This is a genomic window from Paenibacillus helianthi, assembly GCF_001909055.1.
Taxonomy (GTDB): domain Bacteria; phylum Bacillota; class Bacilli; order Paenibacillales; family Paenibacillaceae; genus Paenibacillus_AQ; species Paenibacillus_AQ helianthi.
On sequence record NZ_LVWI01000047.1, the window covers coordinates 21,364 to 40,618 of the forward strand.

General features: G+C 50.4%; 18 protein-coding genes and 1 riboswitch. Of the genes, 15 read left to right on the forward strand and 3 right to left on the reverse strand.

Features of this window, described 5'->3' with window-relative positions; genetic code table 11:
- Nucleotides 1–98 precede the first annotated feature (98 nt).
- From A3844_RS17485 to A3844_RS17540, 12 genes are all read left to right on the forward strand, one after another.
- The gene (locus A3844_RS17485) at nt 99–2,171 is read left to right on the forward strand and encodes a peptidoglycan D,D-transpeptidase FtsI family protein (protein ID WP_074103048.1); all 2,073 of its coding nucleotides are present in this window, start codon (nt 99–101) and stop codon (nt 2,169–2,171) included.
- Nucleotides 2,172–2,205: 34 nt separating this feature from the next.
- Nucleotides 2,206–4,326, forward strand: a complete 2,121-nt coding sequence (locus tag A3844_RS17490) for a peptidoglycan D,D-transpeptidase FtsI family protein (protein WP_074108061.1) — start codon at nt 2,206–2,208, stop codon at nt 4,324–4,326.
- 103 nt (nt 4,327–4,429) lie between these two features.
- Complete coding sequence (locus A3844_RS17495; RefSeq protein WP_074083825.1) at nt 4,430–5,170, forward strand: Cof-type HAD-IIB family hydrolase; 741 nt, start codon at nt 4,430–4,432, stop codon at nt 5,168–5,170.
- 25 nt (nt 5,171–5,195) lie between these two features.
- On the forward strand, nt 5,196–5,681 hold the full coding sequence (locus tag A3844_RS17500) for a DUF456 domain-containing protein (protein ID WP_074108062.1): 486 nt from the start codon (nt 5,196–5,198) through the stop codon (nt 5,679–5,681).
- 27 nt (nt 5,682–5,708) lie between these two features.
- Nucleotides 5,709–7,337: a putative polysaccharide biosynthesis protein gene (locus tag A3844_RS17505; protein ID WP_074108063.1), complete on the forward strand. Its 1,629-nt coding sequence runs from the start codon at nt 5,709–5,711 to the stop codon at nt 7,335–7,337.
- Between the two features lie 117 nt (nt 7,338–7,454).
- A complete protein-coding gene (locus A3844_RS17510; protein WP_074083828.1) occupies nt 7,455–7,799 on the forward strand; it encodes a thioredoxin family protein in 345 nt (114 codons plus the stop codon).
- A gap of 221 nt (nt 7,800–8,020) precedes the next feature.
- Nucleotides 8,021–8,947 (forward strand): COX15/CtaA family protein, encoded by a 927-nt coding sequence (locus A3844_RS17515; protein ID WP_143192104.1) that lies wholly within the window; start codon nt 8,021–8,023, stop codon nt 8,945–8,947.
- 55 nt (nt 8,948–9,002) lie between these two features.
- On the forward strand, nt 9,003–10,772 hold the full coding sequence (locus A3844_RS17520; protein ID WP_074108065.1) for a UbiD family decarboxylase: 1,770 nt from the start codon (nt 9,003–9,005) through the stop codon (nt 10,770–10,772).
- A 12-nt stretch (nt 10,773–10,784) separates the two neighbouring features.
- On the forward strand, nt 10,785–11,546 hold the full coding sequence (locus A3844_RS17525; protein ID WP_074108066.1) for a Cthe_2314 family HEPN domain-containing protein: 762 nt from the start codon (nt 10,785–10,787) through the stop codon (nt 11,544–11,546).
- Between the two features lie 75 nt (nt 11,547–11,621).
- A riboswitch (SAM riboswitch) is annotated at nt 11,622–11,764 on the forward strand.
- A gap of 98 nt (nt 11,765–11,862) precedes the next feature.
- Nucleotides 11,863–12,879, forward strand: a complete 1,017-nt coding sequence (locus tag A3844_RS17530) for a methionine ABC transporter ATP-binding protein (protein ID WP_074103042.1) — start codon at nt 11,863–11,865, stop codon at nt 12,877–12,879.
- The gene (locus tag A3844_RS17535) at nt 12,879–13,547 is read left to right on the forward strand and encodes a methionine ABC transporter permease (protein ID WP_074083833.1); all 669 of its coding nucleotides are present in this window, start codon (nt 12,879–12,881) and stop codon (nt 13,545–13,547) included. The genes A3844_RS17530 and A3844_RS17535 overlap by 1 nt, the downstream gene beginning before the upstream one ends.
- 59 nt (nt 13,548–13,606) lie before the next feature.
- The gene (locus tag A3844_RS17540; RefSeq protein WP_074108067.1) at nt 13,607–14,485 is read left to right on the forward strand and encodes a MetQ/NlpA family ABC transporter substrate-binding protein; all 879 of its coding nucleotides are present in this window, start codon (nt 13,607–13,609) and stop codon (nt 14,483–14,485) included.
- A gap of 213 nt (nt 14,486–14,698) precedes the next feature.
- Here the strand turns inward: A3844_RS17540 and A3844_RS17545 are convergent, their stop codons facing one another.
- A complete protein-coding gene (locus A3844_RS17545) occupies nt 14,699–14,947 on the reverse strand; it encodes a NifU family protein (protein ID WP_074083835.1) in 249 nt (82 codons plus the stop codon).
- An 82-nt stretch (nt 14,948–15,029) separates the two neighbouring features.
- Between A3844_RS17545 and A3844_RS17550 the strand changes: the two genes are divergently transcribed.
- Nucleotides 15,030–15,284 (forward strand): YuzB family protein, encoded by a 255-nt coding sequence (locus A3844_RS17550; RefSeq protein WP_074083836.1) that lies wholly within the window; start codon nt 15,030–15,032, stop codon nt 15,282–15,284.
- 11 nt (nt 15,285–15,295) lie between these two features.
- On the opposite strand, the gene A3844_RS17555 is transcribed toward A3844_RS17550, so the two are convergent.
- Together A3844_RS17555 and mqnE are read right to left on the reverse strand one after the other, a co-directional pair.
- The gene (locus tag A3844_RS17555) at nt 15,296–16,357 is read right to left on the reverse strand and encodes an NAD(P)/FAD-dependent oxidoreductase (protein ID WP_074083837.1); all 1,062 of its coding nucleotides are present in this window, start codon (nt 16,355–16,357) and stop codon (nt 15,296–15,298) included.
- 71 nt (nt 16,358–16,428) lie between these two features.
- Nucleotides 16,429–17,535 (reverse strand): aminofutalosine synthase MqnE, encoded by a 1,107-nt coding sequence (mqnE, locus tag A3844_RS17560; RefSeq protein ID WP_074083838.1) that lies wholly within the window; start codon nt 17,533–17,535, stop codon nt 16,429–16,431.
- Between the two features lie 339 nt (nt 17,536–17,874).
- Between mqnE and A3844_RS17570 the strand changes: the two genes are divergently transcribed.
- Entirely contained in the window at nt 17,875–18,234 is a 360-nt protein-coding gene (locus A3844_RS17570; protein ID WP_074108068.1) for a HesB/IscA family protein, read from the forward strand.
- A gap of 569 nt (nt 18,235–18,803) precedes the next feature.
- Nucleotides 18,804–19,232: a GNAT family N-acetyltransferase gene (locus tag A3844_RS17575; RefSeq protein WP_074108069.1), complete on the forward strand. Its 429-nt coding sequence runs from the start codon at nt 18,804–18,806 to the stop codon at nt 19,230–19,232.
- Nucleotides 19,233–19,255: the final 23 nt, after the last annotated feature.

A 19,255-nucleotide genomic window follows, 5' to 3' on the forward strand; every position in this document is an offset into this window, starting at 1 on the left:
TGAGATATATGGTACAATAACAGGGCATATTGAGCAGCCTCTCAGACTCTGGTTTGAACAGGTTCTATAACTGCAATCTGATAAGGAGAGGACACACTGTGAAATGGTTTGGCCACCCGGGGATACGTCCGGATGAAGCTCATGGCCGAAGTGCACCCAGTCTCCGCATAAATCTGTTTTTCTTCGGCACTTTTTTTATTTTTTGTGTCATAATTATTCGTCTTGCCTCACTGCAGTTCGTCGAAGCTGCGGCTTTGACCGAAGTAGAAGAGAGTCAAGAGACTAAGGCTGTTCCTCTTTCCGCGATCCGGGGGATTATTCATGCTGCCGGTGGAGAGGAGATTGCGTACAATACATCCGTTCAATCCTTGTATATCACTTTAACCAAAGACTATACAGAGACCTATAAGAACAAGGAAACCAATGAATATGAGTTCACGGAGAGTGCCCAAGCGAATACAGCTTCGCTGGCAGCGAGACTGGAATCCGTCTTCAATCAATATGGCGGCCCATCCGGCAAAAAGCTCACGCAAGCAGATATTACAGCTCTGCTCGATCTCCATTTCAAAAAGGCGCTGGGCTACTATCCGCGTAAAATCAAGACAGGTCTTACACCCAGGGAAGTGGCCCATTTTCTGGAGCACAAGGAGCAATATCCCGGTCTGTCCATTGTGGAAGAAGCGGCCCGCCATTATGACAAAGACACCGTGGCTGTACAGGCGGTGGGTTATATTAAGCCTTTTAAATCCTCCGATAAAGAAGATAGCTATAAGAATATCCGCAGTGCGATGAAGAAAAATAATGCCGATCCGGGCTTAGCGTATAAAGAGGATGAATTTGTCGGTTTTTACGGCCTCGAACTGCAATACCAGCGGGAGCTGCGCGGAAAAAACGGCTACCAGACGATTTCCGTCAATCCGCAGAATATGGCGGAGGAGGTCACCCGAACAGTCCCGCCCGTCAAAGGGAATGACCTCTGGATGACGATCAATAAGAACATCCAGCTTAAAACCGAGCAGGCAATTATGGATCAGATTCGCTGGCTGCATACCCATCCGGTACTGGGGAAACTTCATCCGGATGCCCTGACCGGGTATGCCGTTGCTATGGAAGTGGATACCGGCAATGTGGTTGCGATGGCCAGTATGCCGGATTATGATACAAATGTCTGGACTTCGGAAAAGGTTGCGCCTGAGGAATACGATAAGATTAGGGATAACAACCTGAACGGTACAATTACAGATACCACCTCCGGTATATCCGGCAATGGCCTGAAGTCCATTGTATACCTGGGGTCCACCATTAAACCGTTAAGTGTGTTAATTGGATTGAATGAAGGCTTATTCTCTACCAGTGATACTTATAACGACAAAGGGATCGCCTATTTCGGCAAGGATGACAATGCTTCTGTTAGTAATTCCTCCGGTCATGTACTCGGACAGCTGCATCCGGCGGAGGCCATTCAGGAATCCTCTAATGCTTTTATGGTCGATAAGGTCGGAGATCCGCTGTACAAGAAATATCAGGATAAAGCGACGGGGGTTTGGGATAAATATTTGAAGGCTTTTGGCCTGGGGGTATCCACTGGGAGCGGGCTGCCGCATGAAAGTGCCGGGGCCAACGATTATATGGATATCAAGGCGGCCGGAAGTACCCAGGCAGCCATGGTCTACGCATCCTTCGGCCAGAAAGGTAAATATACAGCACTGCAGCTGGCCCAGTACACGGCAACCCTCGCCAATGAGGGCGAACGGATCAAGCCCCAGCTGGTCAGCAAGATCACGGATGCGGATGGCAACACCGTTAAGGAGTATCACCGTGAAGTGCTGGATAAAATCACATTCGATCCTTCCTACTGGAAGGAGATCAAAAAAGGAATGAATACTGCCGTCAAGGCCTTTGACGGATTTCCTTATGATTTTGCCCGCAAAACTGGCACCTCTGAGATGGATGCGTACGGAGTAGTCAGGGACAATGGCGTATTTATCGCATATGCCCCGCGTGAGAACCCCAAGCTGGCGGTAGCGGTAGTGATTCCTGAAGGCGGATTTGGTTCCAACAGTGCTGCACCGGTTGCGCGTGCAATCTTTGACGCGTATGACTGGGAATACGGGCTGACTGGAGTACCCAAGAAGAACGTACCACCTGTAGCGGCGTCAACGCCGGAATGAAGGTTTATTTTAAGATGTAGAGGAGTGAAAAACTGTGAGTGTTTTCCGTAAGCAGGCCTCTTCCCAAGACGAGAAGGACAGCAAGAGCTCGCTTGGCCTGCGGCTCAACGTGTTTTTCTTCAGCACGTTTATTATTTTCTGTGTCATTATTATCCGTCTTGCCGTTGTTCAATTCGTGGAAGGCCCTACCTTAACGGAGGTAGAGACCAGCCGTGATACCAAAAATGTGCCGCTCGCAGCCATAAGGGGATCGATCCGTGCCTCCGGTGGAGAGGAAATTGCGTATTCCACGTCTGTCCAGTCGCTTTATATCACGCTAACGAAAGAGTATACAGCGAAATCTACGGACAAGGAAACAAAGATTACTTCGTTCACCCCGGAGGCCCGGGCGAATGCCTATGCGCTGGCTAACAAGCTGGTGGAGTCTTTTAATAAGTATGGCGACCCTAAAGGGGAAAAGCTGACGGTTAACGATGTCATCAATTCCCTTGATCTCAATTTCAAGAAATATTCCGGCTTCATGGCACGGCGGATTAAGGCAGGCCTTACCTCTGAGGAGGTAGCTTATTTCATGGAGCATAAAGCGGAATTTCCGGGACTCGAAGTAGTCGAAGAAAGCAACCGCCACTATGATAAGGATAAAGTCGCGGTGCAGACTGTCGGCTATATCAAGCCTTTCAAATCTTCAAGCAGCCTGGATATATACAAAAATATTCAAAATGCGATGAAACTGTTGGATGCTGATCCGGGTCTGACCTACAAGGATGATGAGTTTGTCGGATTCGATGGTCTGGAGCTGCAGTATCAAAGAGAGCTACGCGGGAAGAACGGCTACCAGGTGATCTCGGTCAATCCGCAGAACATGGCTGAAAAGGTCGAAAAGGTCGTTCCGCCAGTGAAAGGGAATGACCTGTGGACGACCATTAACAAGAATATTCAGCTGAAGACCCAAAAGGCCATTACCGAGCAGATCAGCTGGCTGCATTCCCATGCTGTGCAGGGCAAAACGCATCCTAACGCCATTACCGGCTATGCGGTAGCCATGGAAGTGGATACAGGTAATATTGTCGCCATGGCCAGCATGCCGGACTATGATACCAATGTATGGACTTCGGGATCATTGCCTACCGATGTCTGGAACCGCATCATCGATAATTATCAGAACGGAACCATCAATCCGATTTCTTCGGGTGTTTCAGGTAATGGACTCCGCTCGGTACTGCTGATGGGTTCAACAATTAAGCCGCTGAGCGTACTCATAGGCCTGAATGAAGGGCTTTTCAGTACCAGCTCTATCTACACCGATACAGGCAGTACCTCTTTCGGTAAGGAAGGGCATGAAACCAAGGTTAGAAACGCTTCCGGCCACGTATACGGTCCCATGGACCCGGCTAAAGCGATCACGAAATCCTCTAACGTATTCATGGTCGATATGGTCGGCAAGAAATTATACGACAAGTATGGAAGCAAGGGCATTGAGGTTTGGGACAAATATATGAAGGAATTTGGCCTCGGCGTATCCACACAAAGCGGCCTTCCCAGAGAGTTTCTGGGGCAAATCAACTATTCGGATACCAAAGCGGCGGGAAGTGCCCAAGCGGCACTGGTATATGCGTCCTTCGGACAGCAGGGAAGCTACACTACACTGCAGCTTGCGCAGTATGCTTCCACCCTTGCTAATGAAGGCATCCGGATCAAACCGCAGCTGGTCAGCAAAATTACGGATTCAAACGGCAAGGTTGTCAAGACCTTTGGCCGAGAGGAGCTGGATAAAGTCACCACGTTTGACGATTCCTTTTGGAGAGAAATCAAAAAAGGGATGAGCAGTGAGGTGACTGCATTTAATGATTTCCCGTATGACTTTGCCCGCAAGACAGGGACATCCCAGCAGCAGGCCAAAGGAGAACTGCGCGATAACGGCGTCTTTATTGCCTTTGCTCCGCGGGATAAGCCCAAGCTGGCTGTAGCTGTAGTCATTCCTGAAGGCGGATTTGGCTCCAACAGCGCCGCGCCGGTCGCTCGCAAAATTTTCGATGCTTATGATTGGGAATATGGACTTGACGGCGTGCCTAAGAAAAGCTTGAAAACTCAAGATACGACGGCCGGTGGTGTTCCGAATACGTCAGGCGAAAATACTCCGGCAACAAACAACTGATACTATGGACTGAACGACAGAATGTAACGACGTCGGAATGGCTAGATCCAAAAATATACAGCTCTCTGACACCAGAGAGCATACAAGAATGGAGGGGTGGCAAATGATTGCCAAATACCGCCTGCTGGCATTGGATATGGATGGAACCCTGCTGAATGATGAACAACAGATTACCCCAAAAACGGTGGAATGGATTAAAAAAGCAATGGATGCAGGCGTTCATGTCTGCTTGTCCACCGGACGCTCGTCACGGAGCGCAATGCCTTACGCAGAGCAGCTTGGGCTTGAAACTCCGATGATTATGGTGAACGGCAGTGAAGTGTGGCGTGCGCCTCATGAGCTGTACCGCCGTTCCCTGATGGACATGATGCTGGTCAAAAGAATGCATGAAATCGCTGAAGAATACGGAATCTGGTTCTGGGCGTATTCGGTGGATGAGGTCTACAACCGCGACAATTGGGATGGAGATATTGAAGGCCGGGAATGGCTCAAGTTCGGTTATTCTACGGAAGACGACGAGATCCGCCATAAGCTGCTGATGCAGCTTCAGGATTTGGGCGGCCTCGAAATTACGAATTCAACCCCACACAATCTGGAGATTAATCCGCTTGGTGTGAACAAGGCTTCCGGTATTCGGGAGGTCTGCAAGCTGCTGGGTATAGAGATGTCCCAGGTGGTCGCAGTAGGAGATAGTCTAAACGATCTGGCCGCCATTCAGCAGTCCGGCTTTGGTGTAGCGATGGGCAACGCGCAGGAAGTAGTGAAACAGGAGGCGGACGCCGTAGTCGCCACGAATAACAACGATGGGATTGCAGAAGTGATTGAGAAGTATATCTTGATTTGAATTAAAATTTTTAGGAGTTGAAGGAATGGCGATTCTGGGATGGGTTTTGATTATTGCTTTATTCGCCGTAGGCCTGGCCGGAGCGGTGTATCCGATATTGCCGGGCGCGCTGGCGATTTATCTGGCCTTTTTCGTATATGGCTGGTTCTTTTCCTTCGACCCGTTTGGTGCGGGATTCTGGATTATTCAGACGCTGATCGTGGTTGTGCTGTTTGTAGCGGATTATGTGGTCGGGGCCTGGGGCGTCAAAAAATTCGGCGGCTCCCGCGCCTCGGTCATCGGCAGCACGATTGGCCTCATCCTGGGCCCGTTCCTTATTCCGGCGTTTGGCCTGCTGATCGGTCCGTTTGTCGGCGCATTTGCCGGTGAACTGATTGCCGGTTCAAATCCGGGCAAGGCCGTGAAGGTCAGCTTCGGTTCATTGCTTGGCCTGTTCAGCAGCACAGTAGTCAAAATTGTGCTTCAAATTGCCATGGTCGTCCTCTTCTTTATCTGGATTGGCCGGTATTAATTTTAACAGCGAAGAAGGCGAAACAGTTTGTCCACCAAGAAAGAGTCATTTGTCAAAGGCACGCTTATTCTGGCCGCGGCTGCGCTCGTGGCCCGCGTGCTGGGTCTGGCCCAGCGGGTGCCGCTGGAGCATTTATTCAATGATATCGGGAATGCATCATTTACACAGGCGAACAATGTGTACCTGATGCTTCTGCCGCTGGCAACAGCCGGCATTCCTAGTACGCTCAGCAAAATGGTGTCTGAGCGTTATGCGCTAAACCGGCCGAATGAGGCGCAGCAGGTATACCGTGCGGCGCTTATTTTTGCCGCAGTTGTCGGTGTGCTGATGAGTACAGTCCTGTACATAGCAGCTCCGTATTATGCGGAGTATACCAAGGTTCCCGAGAGTACGCTCGCGATCCGGGCGATAGCACCGGCGCTGCTGCTCTTTCCGATGATTGCGATGATGCGCGGTTATTTCCAGGGTCGAAACAATATGATGGCCGGGGGCATCTCGCAGATAATTGAGCAGGTAGCCCGGGTATCGACGGCAATTCTACTTGCGTTTATTCTGCTGCGCCAGGGGTACAGCAATACATGGATGGCAGCGGGCGCTTCTTTCGGCAGTGTGCTCGGCAGCATCGGGGCGTTTGGCGTGATGCTGTATTATGCAAGGAAGCTCCGCCGCAGCGAGGAGCAAAAGGCTTTGTATGATTCAAGCGAAGCCCGGATTCCGCTGCTAAAGATTTACAAGGATATTTTCAAGCTGTCTATACCGATTGTGCTCTCTTCCGTTACAGTTCCGGTTGTGAACTTTATTGATACCTCGCTCATCGTTCCGCTGCTTAGCGGTCAAATCGGGTTGAAGGAGGCTACTCAGGCTTTGGGGATCTATGGAAGCCGTGCACAGAGTGTAGCCGGAATTCCGCCAGTACTGTCGATTGCGCTCAGCACTTCGCTAATTCCGATCATTTCCGCCGCCTACGCAAGGCGCGACGAAGTGCATCTGAAGCGGCAAGTGACGCTGGCGCTGCGGATTTCAATTCTGACAGGAACACCTATTGTCCTCTCGCTCGTGGTAGCTGCATATTCTGTGAATGGACTGCTGTTCAGCAGCCTGGACGGCAGTGGCATTGTGGCGATGCTGACACTGGGGACGATTTTCCAGATTACCATGATGACGACCAACTCCATTCTGCTCGGAATGGGAAAAGCGCGGATCTCCATGTACTATGTGCTGGCCGGCCTGCTCGTCAAATTTGGCTCAAACTTTATTCTCAGCCGCTTTTTTGGCATTTACGGCATTATTGCAGCAACGGCTCTGTGCTTCATTGTGATTACGCTGCTTAACCTGAGAATGCTCAAGTCCATCATACCTTTCGAGATCCTTGGCAGACGCTGGGGCGGGTTCGCGGTTGCTGTGTTGGCCTCAGGCGGGATCGGTTACGGACTGAATGAAGCAGGTCTAATTCTTACCCATATGATGCCTGCCCGGGTAGCTTTCTTGATCACCTGTCTTGTTGTAGGTGTAGCTGTAGTTGTCATCTATCTGGTACTGCTTATTGTTCTGGGGGTGCTGAGCCGTCAGGAAATCGCCGGTTATCCGCGGCCACTGCAGAAGGTGTTGGGTCCGCTCATGAAGCTGCAGCCCGAACGTATCCGTTCTGAACAATAATTCTATGATAATTGTCTTATTCTGTCTTTTTTATTTGACTTATTCCGTACAATTTGCTTCACTTAAAGAACATATAACAGACGCTTACTCTTAACTTAAGAAGGGACTGTTCAGTTCATGGATAAAATTACTTCCCCTGCGGAATTTCAGGTGTCGATTCAATCGCCCCGTCTGACCGTAGCTATCTTCAAGGCCGATTGGTGCTCGGACTGCAAGTTCATTGACCCGTTCATGCCTGAGGTGGAACAGAAATACACGGATCGTCTCACGCTGGTTGAAGTGGATGTTGACGCTGTAGGCGATGTCAGCCAAGAACAAAATATTCTTGGGATCCCCAGCTTTGTTGCATATACGGATGGACGCGAGCTAGTGAGGTTTGTCAACAAGCTGCGTAAGTCCCGTGAAGAGATTGAGAGCTTTCTGGACAGGGCGCTTGAAGTTTATCTGACTATACACAAGTAATAACGATGCACCGCTTTCGCCCTACCCGAGCAAAAGCGGTGTTTTTTCTAAAAATATAAGGATTTATAGGTTTCACGCTATAAATCATCCTTCTATTTCTCGCTGAAACGGATTCCGTCCCTTAAAAGGACGGCGAAGCCTTTTCCACTTGATTAAATCGCTACATAGCAGTTCAACAGGCACTTATCCCAATCATTCCTAGAAAATTGCGGGTGATCTCATTGACGATGAATCAATTGAAATGGCTCAGCTACATCACTTGTCTAATCATGTTTTTGGCGCTTCTCGGTGGTGCAGTAGTTACCAAAACCGGTTCTGGACTGGAATGCGGCAATGAATGGCCACTCTGTCACGGAAAGCTGATTCCTGCCTATACGCTAGGTTCTCTAATCGAATACACCCATCGTTTATTTAGCGGGCTGGCTGGCCTGATGTCCCTTGTCTCAATGCTGGCCTTTTGGCGTTATGCGCGTAAACGGAGAGATCTGATGGTGTACGCTCTGCTGACGCTTTTATTTGTGGTGGTGCAGGGAGGAATGGGAGCGCTTGCGGTGATTAAATCGCAGTCGGCTGCGGTGATGGCACTGCATATGGGCTTCTCCCTGATCGCTTTTGCCAGCTCGCTAATGCTTGCGCTCGGGTCGAAAAGGCGGCATGCGCTGGGGGATAATCCGCCTCCTCCGGGACCGCGCGTCAGCAAAGGCTTCCGCAACTTAACATGGGCGGCTGCGTTATATTCTTATATAGTGGTTTATATTGGGGCCTATGTCAGCCATACGGATTCCCAGGGAGGCTGCTCCGGGTGGCCGCTCTGTAACGGGGAATGGATACCGGAGCTGTCTGGCGGTGTGGGCATTGTGTTCACGCATAGGGTTGCAGCGGCATTGCTGTTTCTCCTGATCGCTTGCCTGGGACATTTAGCCTTCTGGAAACATAAAGCTCTGCCTGAGCTGAGGGCACTTGGTAGTGCTGCTGTTGTTCTGTGTCTGCTTCAGGTATTCAGCGGTGCTGCTGTTGTTCATACCCTATATAATGAACGGCTGTACATTTTTGCCGCACTGGCGCATATCCTCCTGATTGCCGGACTCTTCGGTGTTCTGTGCTACATGAGTGTGCGCGTATGGCAGCTGGAAAGAGCGAATAAATAGTCTACGCTCATCAAACTTTTGCGAGATAACGCCCTGTTTGAGGAGGAACGATATAGTGGGATACGGAAATTTGCGTCAATGGATTGAACAGCTCCGCCGGGATAAGGATATTGCCGTGATTGATGCTCCGGTGGATCCCTATTTGGAGCTAGCAGAGATACATCGGCGTGTCGTAGAAGAGGAAGGGCCGGCTTTGCTCTTTACGAATGTAACCGGAACACCGTTTCCGGTGGCAACCAATCTCTTCGGAACGGTCCGCCGGGCCAATCAGGCCTTCGGAACGCGTCCGGAGCAGCTGATGAAGACGATGGTGAGTGCAGCCGAAACACTGCTGCCGCCAACAGCATCCGGGATATGGAAGGAAAAACGGCTGCTCCTGGACCTGCTTAAGGTGGGAACCCGGAATGTACCGCAGGGAGAAGCCCCGGTACTTGGCGTCTGCCGCAGTACGGATCCGCTTAAGGAGCTGCCCCGCATCACCAGCTGGCAGGAGGAGGGAGGTCCATCGATCCTTCTGCCCATTGTCTATACAGAGAGCATTACTCAGCCGAATGACCATAACCTTGGGATATACCGGATTCAAATGTATGATGACAGCAAGGTGGGAGTGCATTGGCAAAAGCATAAAGGAGGCAGCTTCCATCACCGGGAGGCGGAACTGCTCGGAGAGACCCTTCCGGTATCCGTCTTTTTAGGCGGGCCTCCGGCATTGATTGCCGCAGCAGCGGCTCCAGTACAGGAACGGATACCGGAGCTGATGCTAGCCTCTCTGGTGCTGGGCCGAAAGCTGCAGATGGTCAAGGACCCGATGGGCGGGCACCGGATTCCCGCTGAAGCGGAATTTGCCATTCGCGGACTGGTCACGCCCCAAGAGCGTCATACGGACGGACCATTCGGTAATCACTATGGTTATTACTCCAAACCCCGCGATTTCCCGGTCATGCACGTTCAGCGGATTTGGCACCGGAAGGATGCCATCTATCCGGCAACTATCGTCGGCAAACCACACCAGGAAGATTACTACCTCAGGGAGTACATACAGCGGCTGCTGGCTCCGGTGTATCCGCTGCTAATGCCGTCCGTCAAAGCACTGTGGGAGTACTCGGAATGCGGTCCGCATTCCCTGGTGTCTGCTGTCGTGAGAGAGAGCTACCCTAACGAAGCGATGGTATCAGCCTACCGGATTCTGGGGGAAGGCCAGCTGTCCTTAACCAAATTCCTGCTGCTGACTGATGAGCCGGTCGAGCTGACCGATTTCCCGAGACTGCTGGAGAACGTACTGGAGCGCTTCAATCCCGCCTCGGATCTTATGGTATACAGCAATGTCTCCCAGCATGAGCAAGGGCATCCGGTGAATCCATTGAACAATAGCAGCAAGGCTATAATGGTAGGAGTGGGAAGTCCAGTACGTGAGCTTCCTTATGCATACACAGAAGGACTAATTCCGGGTGTCTCACAGGCAATTCCTTACTGCCGGGGATGTTTAGCCGTTTCCGGTGCATCCTATGAAGAAGATCCTGGACTTGCGACCCGGCTAGTCGCTGTTCTGCGAGCCCAGGAAACGGCCTGGCCGCTCGTGATAGTGGTGGATAACGCCGCCGATACAGTACGGACTCAAACCTCTTTTCTGTGGACGGTGTTCACAAGGTTCGATCCGGCCAGTGATATATACGCCGAATGTGAGATCAAACGCCATCATATCGGCTATAAGCTGCCCCTTGTGATCGATGCCAGAATGAAACGGGAGTATCCGGAGGAGCTGATTCCGCGCGAGGATATTGTTCAGCGGGTTGACCGCAACTGGAAAAGCTATTTCCCACACTGAGGAGGTTACAGGATGCTGCGGATATTACTCGGAGAGCCGCCCCGTGAGAACAGTGGTGTGCTGGCTGAAGCGATGGACAATATGGCTAGGCTCGCATCCATGCTGCGCAAGGACATGAACCTGCATGAAGACCGTAACCACGAATACCGCAAGCTTGAAATCTGGACGCGCGGTCTAATCTCTTCACTGGACGAGCTGGAGCAAAGCTGGTTCGCGGCTGCCTTTTTCCGCAAATCCGTTGTAGCGGGTTACATGGATGATATGTCCCCTATGGAGCAGGGTGAATATGCGAGATATGTTTATTTTTATAAAGATGGCTTCATTCGTGTGTTTTCACTGCTCGACAAGCTAGGTACGGTACTCAACAGTCTGTATGATCTGAACACCAGCAAGGTCAAAGCCCATTTCTCCTATTTTACAGTGCTTCGCCAGTTTCATTTACTTAAGCAGCATACAGAACTGGCTAATGAACTGGAGGGAATTAAGCATTCCTACCGGGAGCCGCTGGAGAATCTGCGCAAGCGCCGTAACGCCGAGATCCATTACATGAATGCTGAAATGCAGGATGATCTGTGGCAGCGGCATCAGGGACTTCATGACAGAATTCATTTGGAGGATCTGGATAGCCATCTTGAGGATTTGAAGCAGAGCCTTGAAATGGCATGTAAGACCTTGGCAGCAGCATTCAGATACAGCAATGAGCAGTGGCATAAGAGTAAGATCGCCGCAAATCTAAAGCCCAGGCCTTCTTCCTCAGTAAAAAGTTCCCTTTGACAAAAAAACTTAAACTTACTATACTTGAGCTTACATTAGCAGCTTACATGTTGCGGGAACTAATTTCATAATAAACTCTTATCGAGAGCGGCGGAGGGATAGGCCCGATGAAGCCCGGCAACCGATTTGTAGGTGAAGCGATACTCGTCGCTCTCTTCAAATGTCATGGTGCTAATTCCTACAATGCCGCGTGGTTTGCGGTCGTTGGCAGATGAGAAGGCATGGTTAATACAATCACAGGGCCTCTTTCGATCTGCAAATGATCGTTAGAGGTCTTTTTGGTTTTCATATGGGTTACTTGGGGAGGACAAATGGTTTGATAGAGCTGAAAGGTTTGACCAAGGTATACGGAAAAGGCAGCAAAGCTGCAACGGCGCTCTCCGGACTGAACCTGTCGATTCAAAAAGGGGAGATTTTTGGAGTCATCGGCCACTCGGGTGCCGGTAAAAGTACATTGATCCGCTGCATCAACCTGCTGGAGCGCCCGACGGAAGGCGAAGTATGGGTGGACGGAGTGGAATTGACCTCACTCAGTCAAGGACAGCTTCAGGAACGGCGCCGCAAGATCGGTATGATCTTTCAGCATTTTAATCTGCTGTCTTCCGCGACGGTGTACGATAACATTGCATTTCCGCTGCGGCTGTCGGGAACACCCAAGGCACAGATTGAACAGAAGGTTCTGGGTCTGCTGTCGCTCGTAGGTCTTGAAGAGCACAGCCGTAAATACCCGGCCCAGCTATCGGGAGGGCAAAAGCAGCGGGTTGGCGTCGCGAGGGCCCTAGCCAGTGACCCCGATGTGCTGCTATGCGATGAAGCTACCTCGGCACTGGACCCGCAGACGACCGATTCGATCCTGCGGCTGCTGCTGGACATCAACCGGAAGTTTCATCTGACCATCGTGCTGATTACCCATGAAATGCATGTCATTCAGAGTATTTGCGACCGGGTTGCAGTGATACATGGCGGGGGAATAGTCGAGCAAGGCGAGGTAGCCACGGTATTCCTGAAGCCGCAGCATGAAGTGACGAAGGATTTTATCCGCAGTGAACACCAGCATGAAGGTCCGCTTCGTGTAGCGCTGGATGCAGTACATGGACAGTACAGCACATCCGTCAAAATCACATTCCTTGGACAAAAGACCTATGAATCCACGCTCTCCCATGTGGTCCGGAGAACGGGTGTGGACTTTGCCATTCTTCAGGGAACGATATCAACGATCAAGGATGTACCATACGGCCAGCTCCTGGTTCGCTTTGAAGGCAGCTTGGAAGCGGTTGAGGCAACTCTTGCCGAACTGACAGCGCAAGGTCTTGATGTGGAGGTGTTCGGCTAATGGGGAATTTGAATTTTAACGAAATTAACTGGGAAGAAATGCTGGATGCGGGCATAGCTACACTACGAATGTTGGCTTATTCCGGAATTTTCACAATTATTCTTGGTTTACCACTCGGAATTGTGTTATATTTATGGGGAAGATCAAATAACTATATTATCAGGTTGGTTTACTCGGTATTATCTTTCGTGGTGAATATCCTGCGTTCCGTGCCTTTCATTATCCTGATGGTCGCCTTGATTCCTTTGAGCAAAAGCATCATGGGAACTTCAATCGGTGTTCTGGGAACCATTCCGGCGCTGGTAATCGGTGCTGCTCCGTTTTTCGCCCGGCTGGTGGAAACGGCTCTACGCGAGGTGGACCGGGGCGTGATCGAAGCGGCGCAAGGGATGGGGGCTACTACCGGACAAATCGTCTGGCGCGTGCTTTTGCCGGAAGCCCGTCCAGGTCTGCTAGCCGGAGTGACCATTACCATCGTTACATTAGTTTCATACACAGCGATGTCGGGGATGATCGGCGGCGGAGGTCTGGGTGACCTGGCTATCCGTTACGGCTATTACCGCTATGAGAAGGAAGTCATGATAATCTCGGTAGCGCTAATGGTGATTCTCGTGCAGCTGCTGCAAATGGCCGGTGACCGGCTGGTTCAACATTTTACCCGGAAATAAGGTACTTCCATATACAAGCCTTATTCATACACACATACACAATAGAGGGGGATTTACAGATGAAAAAAGTACTGCTCACATTCTTCAGCTTGACCTTGGTTTTGGTGCTGGCAGCCTGCGGCAACAACAATAATACCAACAATGCAGCGAACTCTGCGGCTACGAACGCCCCGGCTGCGAATGCATCCACAGAGCCGTCAACTGAGCCGTCTGCTGAACCGGTAACGCTGGTGATTGGCGCATCCCCGAAACCGCATGCGGAAATTCTAAAGGCAATTGCCCCGCTTCTTGAAAAGCAAGGCATCAAGCTGGAAATCAAAGAATTCACGGACTATATCCTGCCCAATACACAGCTGGCCGAGAAAGAACTGGATGCCAACTTCTTCCAGCACAAGCCTTACCTGGATGACCAGAACCAAAAGAACGGCACGGATCTGGTATCCGTTACGGCAGTTCACGTTGAACCCTTTGGTGCCTACTCCAAAAAAATCAAATCGATCGATGAGCTGGCTGACGGCGCAAAAGTAGCGATTCCGAACGATGCCACCAACGGTGGACGCGCCTTGATCCTGATGGCCAAAAATGGCCTTATCACTTTGAAGGACGATACCAATATCGCTTCCACCACAGCAGATATCACCGAGAACAAAAAGAACCTGAAAATCGTGGAATTGGAAGCTGCTATGCTTCCCCGCCAGCTGGATGAAGTAGATCTGGCCCTGATCAACACCAACTATGCGCTGGAGGCAGGCCTTGTTCCAACCAAAGACGCATTGTTTATCGAAGGAGCAGATTCTCCGTATGCCAACCTGCTGGTAGCCCGTCCTGACAACAAGGACTCTGATGCCATTCAGAAGCTGGCTGCAGCACTGACTTCCCCGGAAGCCAAAGCCTTTATTGAAAAGGAATACCAAGGTTCGATCATCCCTGCGTTCTAAGAGGGATTCATAACTGGAGAGGTGAAATTCAGACCAGAGATTGCAGGGTAGCCATAAGTGGCTGTTCGGGCAGCCTCTGGTCTTTACTAATAGCTCTGCTACTCCGGTACCTGTACCTGTCCGCCCTAAAAGTTGATACGCCATGTGAAATCCACTATAATAAAAAAATCCCGGCCTTCTTCATCGGAAGGCCGGGATCGTTATGATACGGGATTAGAATACTTGAATAACTTCTTCCACGCCGTCTACTTCTTCAAGGAGGGCGCGTTCGATCCCGGCTTTAAGCGTGATCGTGGAGCTTGGGCAACTGCCGCAGGCACCCATAAGTTTCAACTTAACAATGCCGTCTTCGACATCGATCAGTTCGACGTCACCGCCATCGCGCTGCAGGAACGGACGAAGTTTATCGAGCACTTCCAGTACTTCATCATACATGGTGGCGCTTTGTACATTCTCACTCATTTCTCAATCACTCCTTTCGTATGCTTATTATAGTACAAAAAGTTAAAAAATAAAATGGTTCACACAGAATAAGGAGAACATCATGAGACCACTTATTGAATTTTGTGCCAGCAATATCGGTCATGGCACAGAACCGCTGAAGCGCAAGCTGGAACTAAATCCCGAATATGATGTCATCGAATATGGCTGTCTGAACAATTGCGGGCAATGCTATCTGCAGCCCTTTGCCATGCTTGACGGTGAAATTATTGAAGCAGAAACTCCTGAAGCGCTTGAAGAAGCCATTGAGGCAGCCATTAAGGAACAGGAAGCCTGGGACAATCTTGAAATTGACTAGTCCCGGTTTTTTTAGCCGAAATGCCGCTTGGACATCCAGAGCACACCGCTTTTCAGCAGGCGGGGAACCCGTCCTATCACAGAACGGCGGCCCATCAGGCCAAAGCCGGCATTTTTGCCCAGAGAGCCAAGGGTGCCCTTCAGCTTGATTTTGTGCAGCTTCGGTGTTTCATCGCGCCATAGTGCTTGAATAATCTGTGCCACCTGTTCACCTTGCGCTCCTGCCGCCTGTGCGCTGGGTGCAAAGGGAAGACTTGCACAGTCCCCAATCACATAAACCTCCGGATAATCAGCCACATTATAATACTGACCCACAACAATCCGTCCGCCCCGGTCCTTCGGCAGCTCTAGCTCCTGGACGACCTGCACCGGCTGGATGCCTGCGGTCCATACGGTTACATCTCCGGGAATGGCCTGGGTGCCATTGAAGATGGCATCCTTTTCAACGTGGGATACAGAAATTTGGCCCAGGGTCTCCACGTGATGCTCACTGAACCATTCCTCTACATACTGCGACAGCTTCGCGGGAAAGGAGGACAGCACGCGTTCTCCCCGGTCCAGAATGGCGATGTTCAGATCCGGACGGCTCTCCCGCAGCTCTGCAGCAATCTCCACTCCGCTAAGTCCGCCACCTACAATGTTAACGGTTCCGTATGGTTTCACGTCATTCAGACGGCGGTAGGTTTCACGTGTCCCGGAGAAGCTCTGGATGCTGCAAGTATGCTGTTCTGCTCCTGGAATATGATGATAATTATCCGTACAGCCGAGTGCAATGGCCAAAATGTCGTAAGACAACGGTTCCCCTGTCTTCAGAAATACCACACGGCTCCCCAGATCAATGGAGCCCACTTCTCCGTAACGAACCGTAAGACGGGGGTGAACCGGGAACTGGATGCGCAGATGGTAATCCGTGACGGTGCCCGCAGCCAGTGCGTAGTATTCCGTCTTGATTCCCTGATAAGGCATCCGGTCAATCAAAACAATTTCCACATCATGGGGGAGATGGTTGTCGAGTAATTCTTGAATAAGGGCAAGACCGCCGTAGCCGCCGCCCAAGACGAGTACTGTTCTCATGACATCTTCCTTTCGAATATGGCTCAAGTAATGGCCATTGCAGCTGTTATCGGATGAATTCCGGCTTGCAGTTATTCGTATACCTTAATCTCGTTGTAGAAGGTATCCCGTTCTACCGGAATCTTACCGGCGCCCTTCACCAGCCAGATCAGCTCTTCGCGGGTCAGTCCCTCTGGAGTTAAGGCCCCAGCCGCGTGGCTAATCCGTTCCTTCAGAATCGTGCCGTGCACGTCAGATGCGCCGAAGCTCAGGGCAACCTGGGTTAGCTGTGCCCCGATATTGATGAAATAAGCCTTAATATGGTCGAAATTGTCCAGCATTAGACGGCTGATCGCAATCGTTTTGAGGTCCTCGTAGGCCGAGTTACGGCGCATGATTCCGGCGTTCTTATTCTTGGGCTGCATCGACAGGGGAATGAATACCATGAAGCCGTTCGTTTCATCCTGAAGATCCCGGATTTGCAGCATATGCCGCACGCGGTCCTCATGAGACTCGATCGATCCGTACAGCATCGTGGTATGGGTCTTCATGCCGAGCTGGTGTGCCGTCCGGTGAACCTCCAGGTATTCCTCTACATTGGCTTTGTTGACCCGCATTTTTTTGCGGTATTGGTCAGAGAGAATTTCTGCTCCACCGCCTGTAAGCGACTGAAGTCCGGCTGCACGCAGTTCCTCCAGCACCTCACGGATACTGAGTCCGCTGATTCGGGTGAAGAAATCGATCTCCGCCGCTGTGTAGGCCTTCAGAGTCACCTGCGGGAACGCTTCATTCAAGGCCTTAAGCGAATCCACATAATATTGAAAAGGTACCTTATCATTATGGCCGCCGACAATATGGAACTCACGCACCCCGGGGTGGATATGCTGTTCGACATATTGCACCATTTCCTGACCGGAAAGGGTATAAGCGCCTTCTTCACCGTCATCCTTGCGGAAATTGCAGAATGCGCAGTGTGCTTCGCAGACATTGGTGAAATATAGGCTCATGTTTTCGATAAAATATACCTTGTTGCCGTTCTTGCGCTGATTGACTTCATTGGCCAACTGGCCGATGGTGAGTAAATCATTGCTTTCATATAAATAAACGCCATCTTCCAAATTTAATCGTTCTCCGCCGCGAACCTTCTCGATGATGTTCGCCATTTTGGCGTCTGTGTGGGGTGTTATAAGAGTAGACATATGATTCCTCCTGAAGGTTATGGCGAGGCAAATGCATCGCAGAATAATTCCCAAAACAAACTTAGGGAGTGGCCGTCCATTACAAATAGCTGCGATGTCAGCTGCCTGCGTGACAATTTTCCGAATTTTACGCATACCGCTTTACCTATTATAAACCTCTCACAGGGGAGCGGGCAACCGCTGAGAAGAGATGGGATAGGAGGGTGCAGATATAAACGGCAGGTTCAGTTTGGACTTGAGGGCAGGGGGATAGTGGAGTATACTTAATTTTATATAAAAAATGACTTTTGGCTGGATCAGCCATCGAATACAGAATATTTATTCAGGAGGTTAGAGACCATGATTACAATCAGTGAATCAGCAGCAGAACAACTCAAGACTATGCTGGCTGAACAGGAAATTCCAAATATGTTCCTTCGGCTTGGTGTTACTGAAGGCGGCTGCAGCGGCTTCTCCTACGCCATGGGCTTCGACGACAACGAGAGCGATCAGGACGTATACCTGGATGTTCAGGGCATGAAGGTTGTCGTAAGCAAAGACGATATCCGTTACCTGAATGGCCTCGAAATCGACTTCGAGGAATCCGGCATGACCGGCGGCTTCACCATTAATAACCCGAACGCCACCGCCACCTGCGGCTGCGGATCATCGTTCCGTACGAAGGACGATGCCGGCAAGCCTGCGGCTGAGCCTTGCTAAACTGAGGTGGAGCAACGCTACCTGCGGCTGAGCCGTGTTGTGCTGCGGATGAACTGTGTTAGCTGAGGCTGAACTGCGCTGAACTACGACTGAGTCGTCCTAACTGCTGTTGAGCTGGCTTCCATGCAGCATCGGCTGAAGACGATGTTGACTTTTTGATCCACACGCTCGTAAGCGATGTTTAATGCTGCGGAGTGAGGCGCCCAACATGAACGTTTGGATGAAGTGGAATTACTCCCACTAAACCGAGACCTTAGGCAGCTGGATCATCATTAGGTGGAATAAGTCCATCTAAAATAGCTCAATTAGACCACATCTGCTGATTTCCTCTGAATGAAGTGGAGAAAATCCCACTAATTGCTGCTACACAACAGTTTTCGGCTAATCAAATGGAGAAATTCCACCTAAAGATTAGTGTGTTACTACTTTTATCGCTTCATATACAATTGCGAAGCCTTCAGGTGCATGTGCTGGAGGCTTTTTTTGTACCGTCCACAGCAAGCCGGCGGAAGTTCCAGTATTTAGCTGTGCTTGTATACTGAGTGAAAGAGGAGCGTTCTTGAACAGGTATGAATAATCCAATCCTGGTAAGACTGGCAACCCCGGAGGATGCCGAAAGTCTGGCAAAGCTTAACTATGAGTTTAACGGAGTTCTAATGGACATGCATACAATTCAGGAAACACTGGTTTCGTCAAATGAACTGGTCGCGCTGGGCATACGCGGAGATACACCGGTAGGTTTTGCATGCGGCCAATATTTCAAATCCGTATGTTATCGGGAGTTGTATGGAGAAATTACTGAAATGTATGTGAGTGAGAATGCGCGAAGAAGCGGGTGCGCCACATCATTACTTTCTTTTCTGGAAGCGGAACTTCGGGCCCGAGGGGTCAAAGAAATTAAATTAATAACCGGCGCAAACAATGAGGCAGCTATCGCAACCTATACGAATAATGACTACACAAAACAAGAACATGCCGTGCTGTCCAAAACATTATGAATACATTAAACAGCTACCCATTA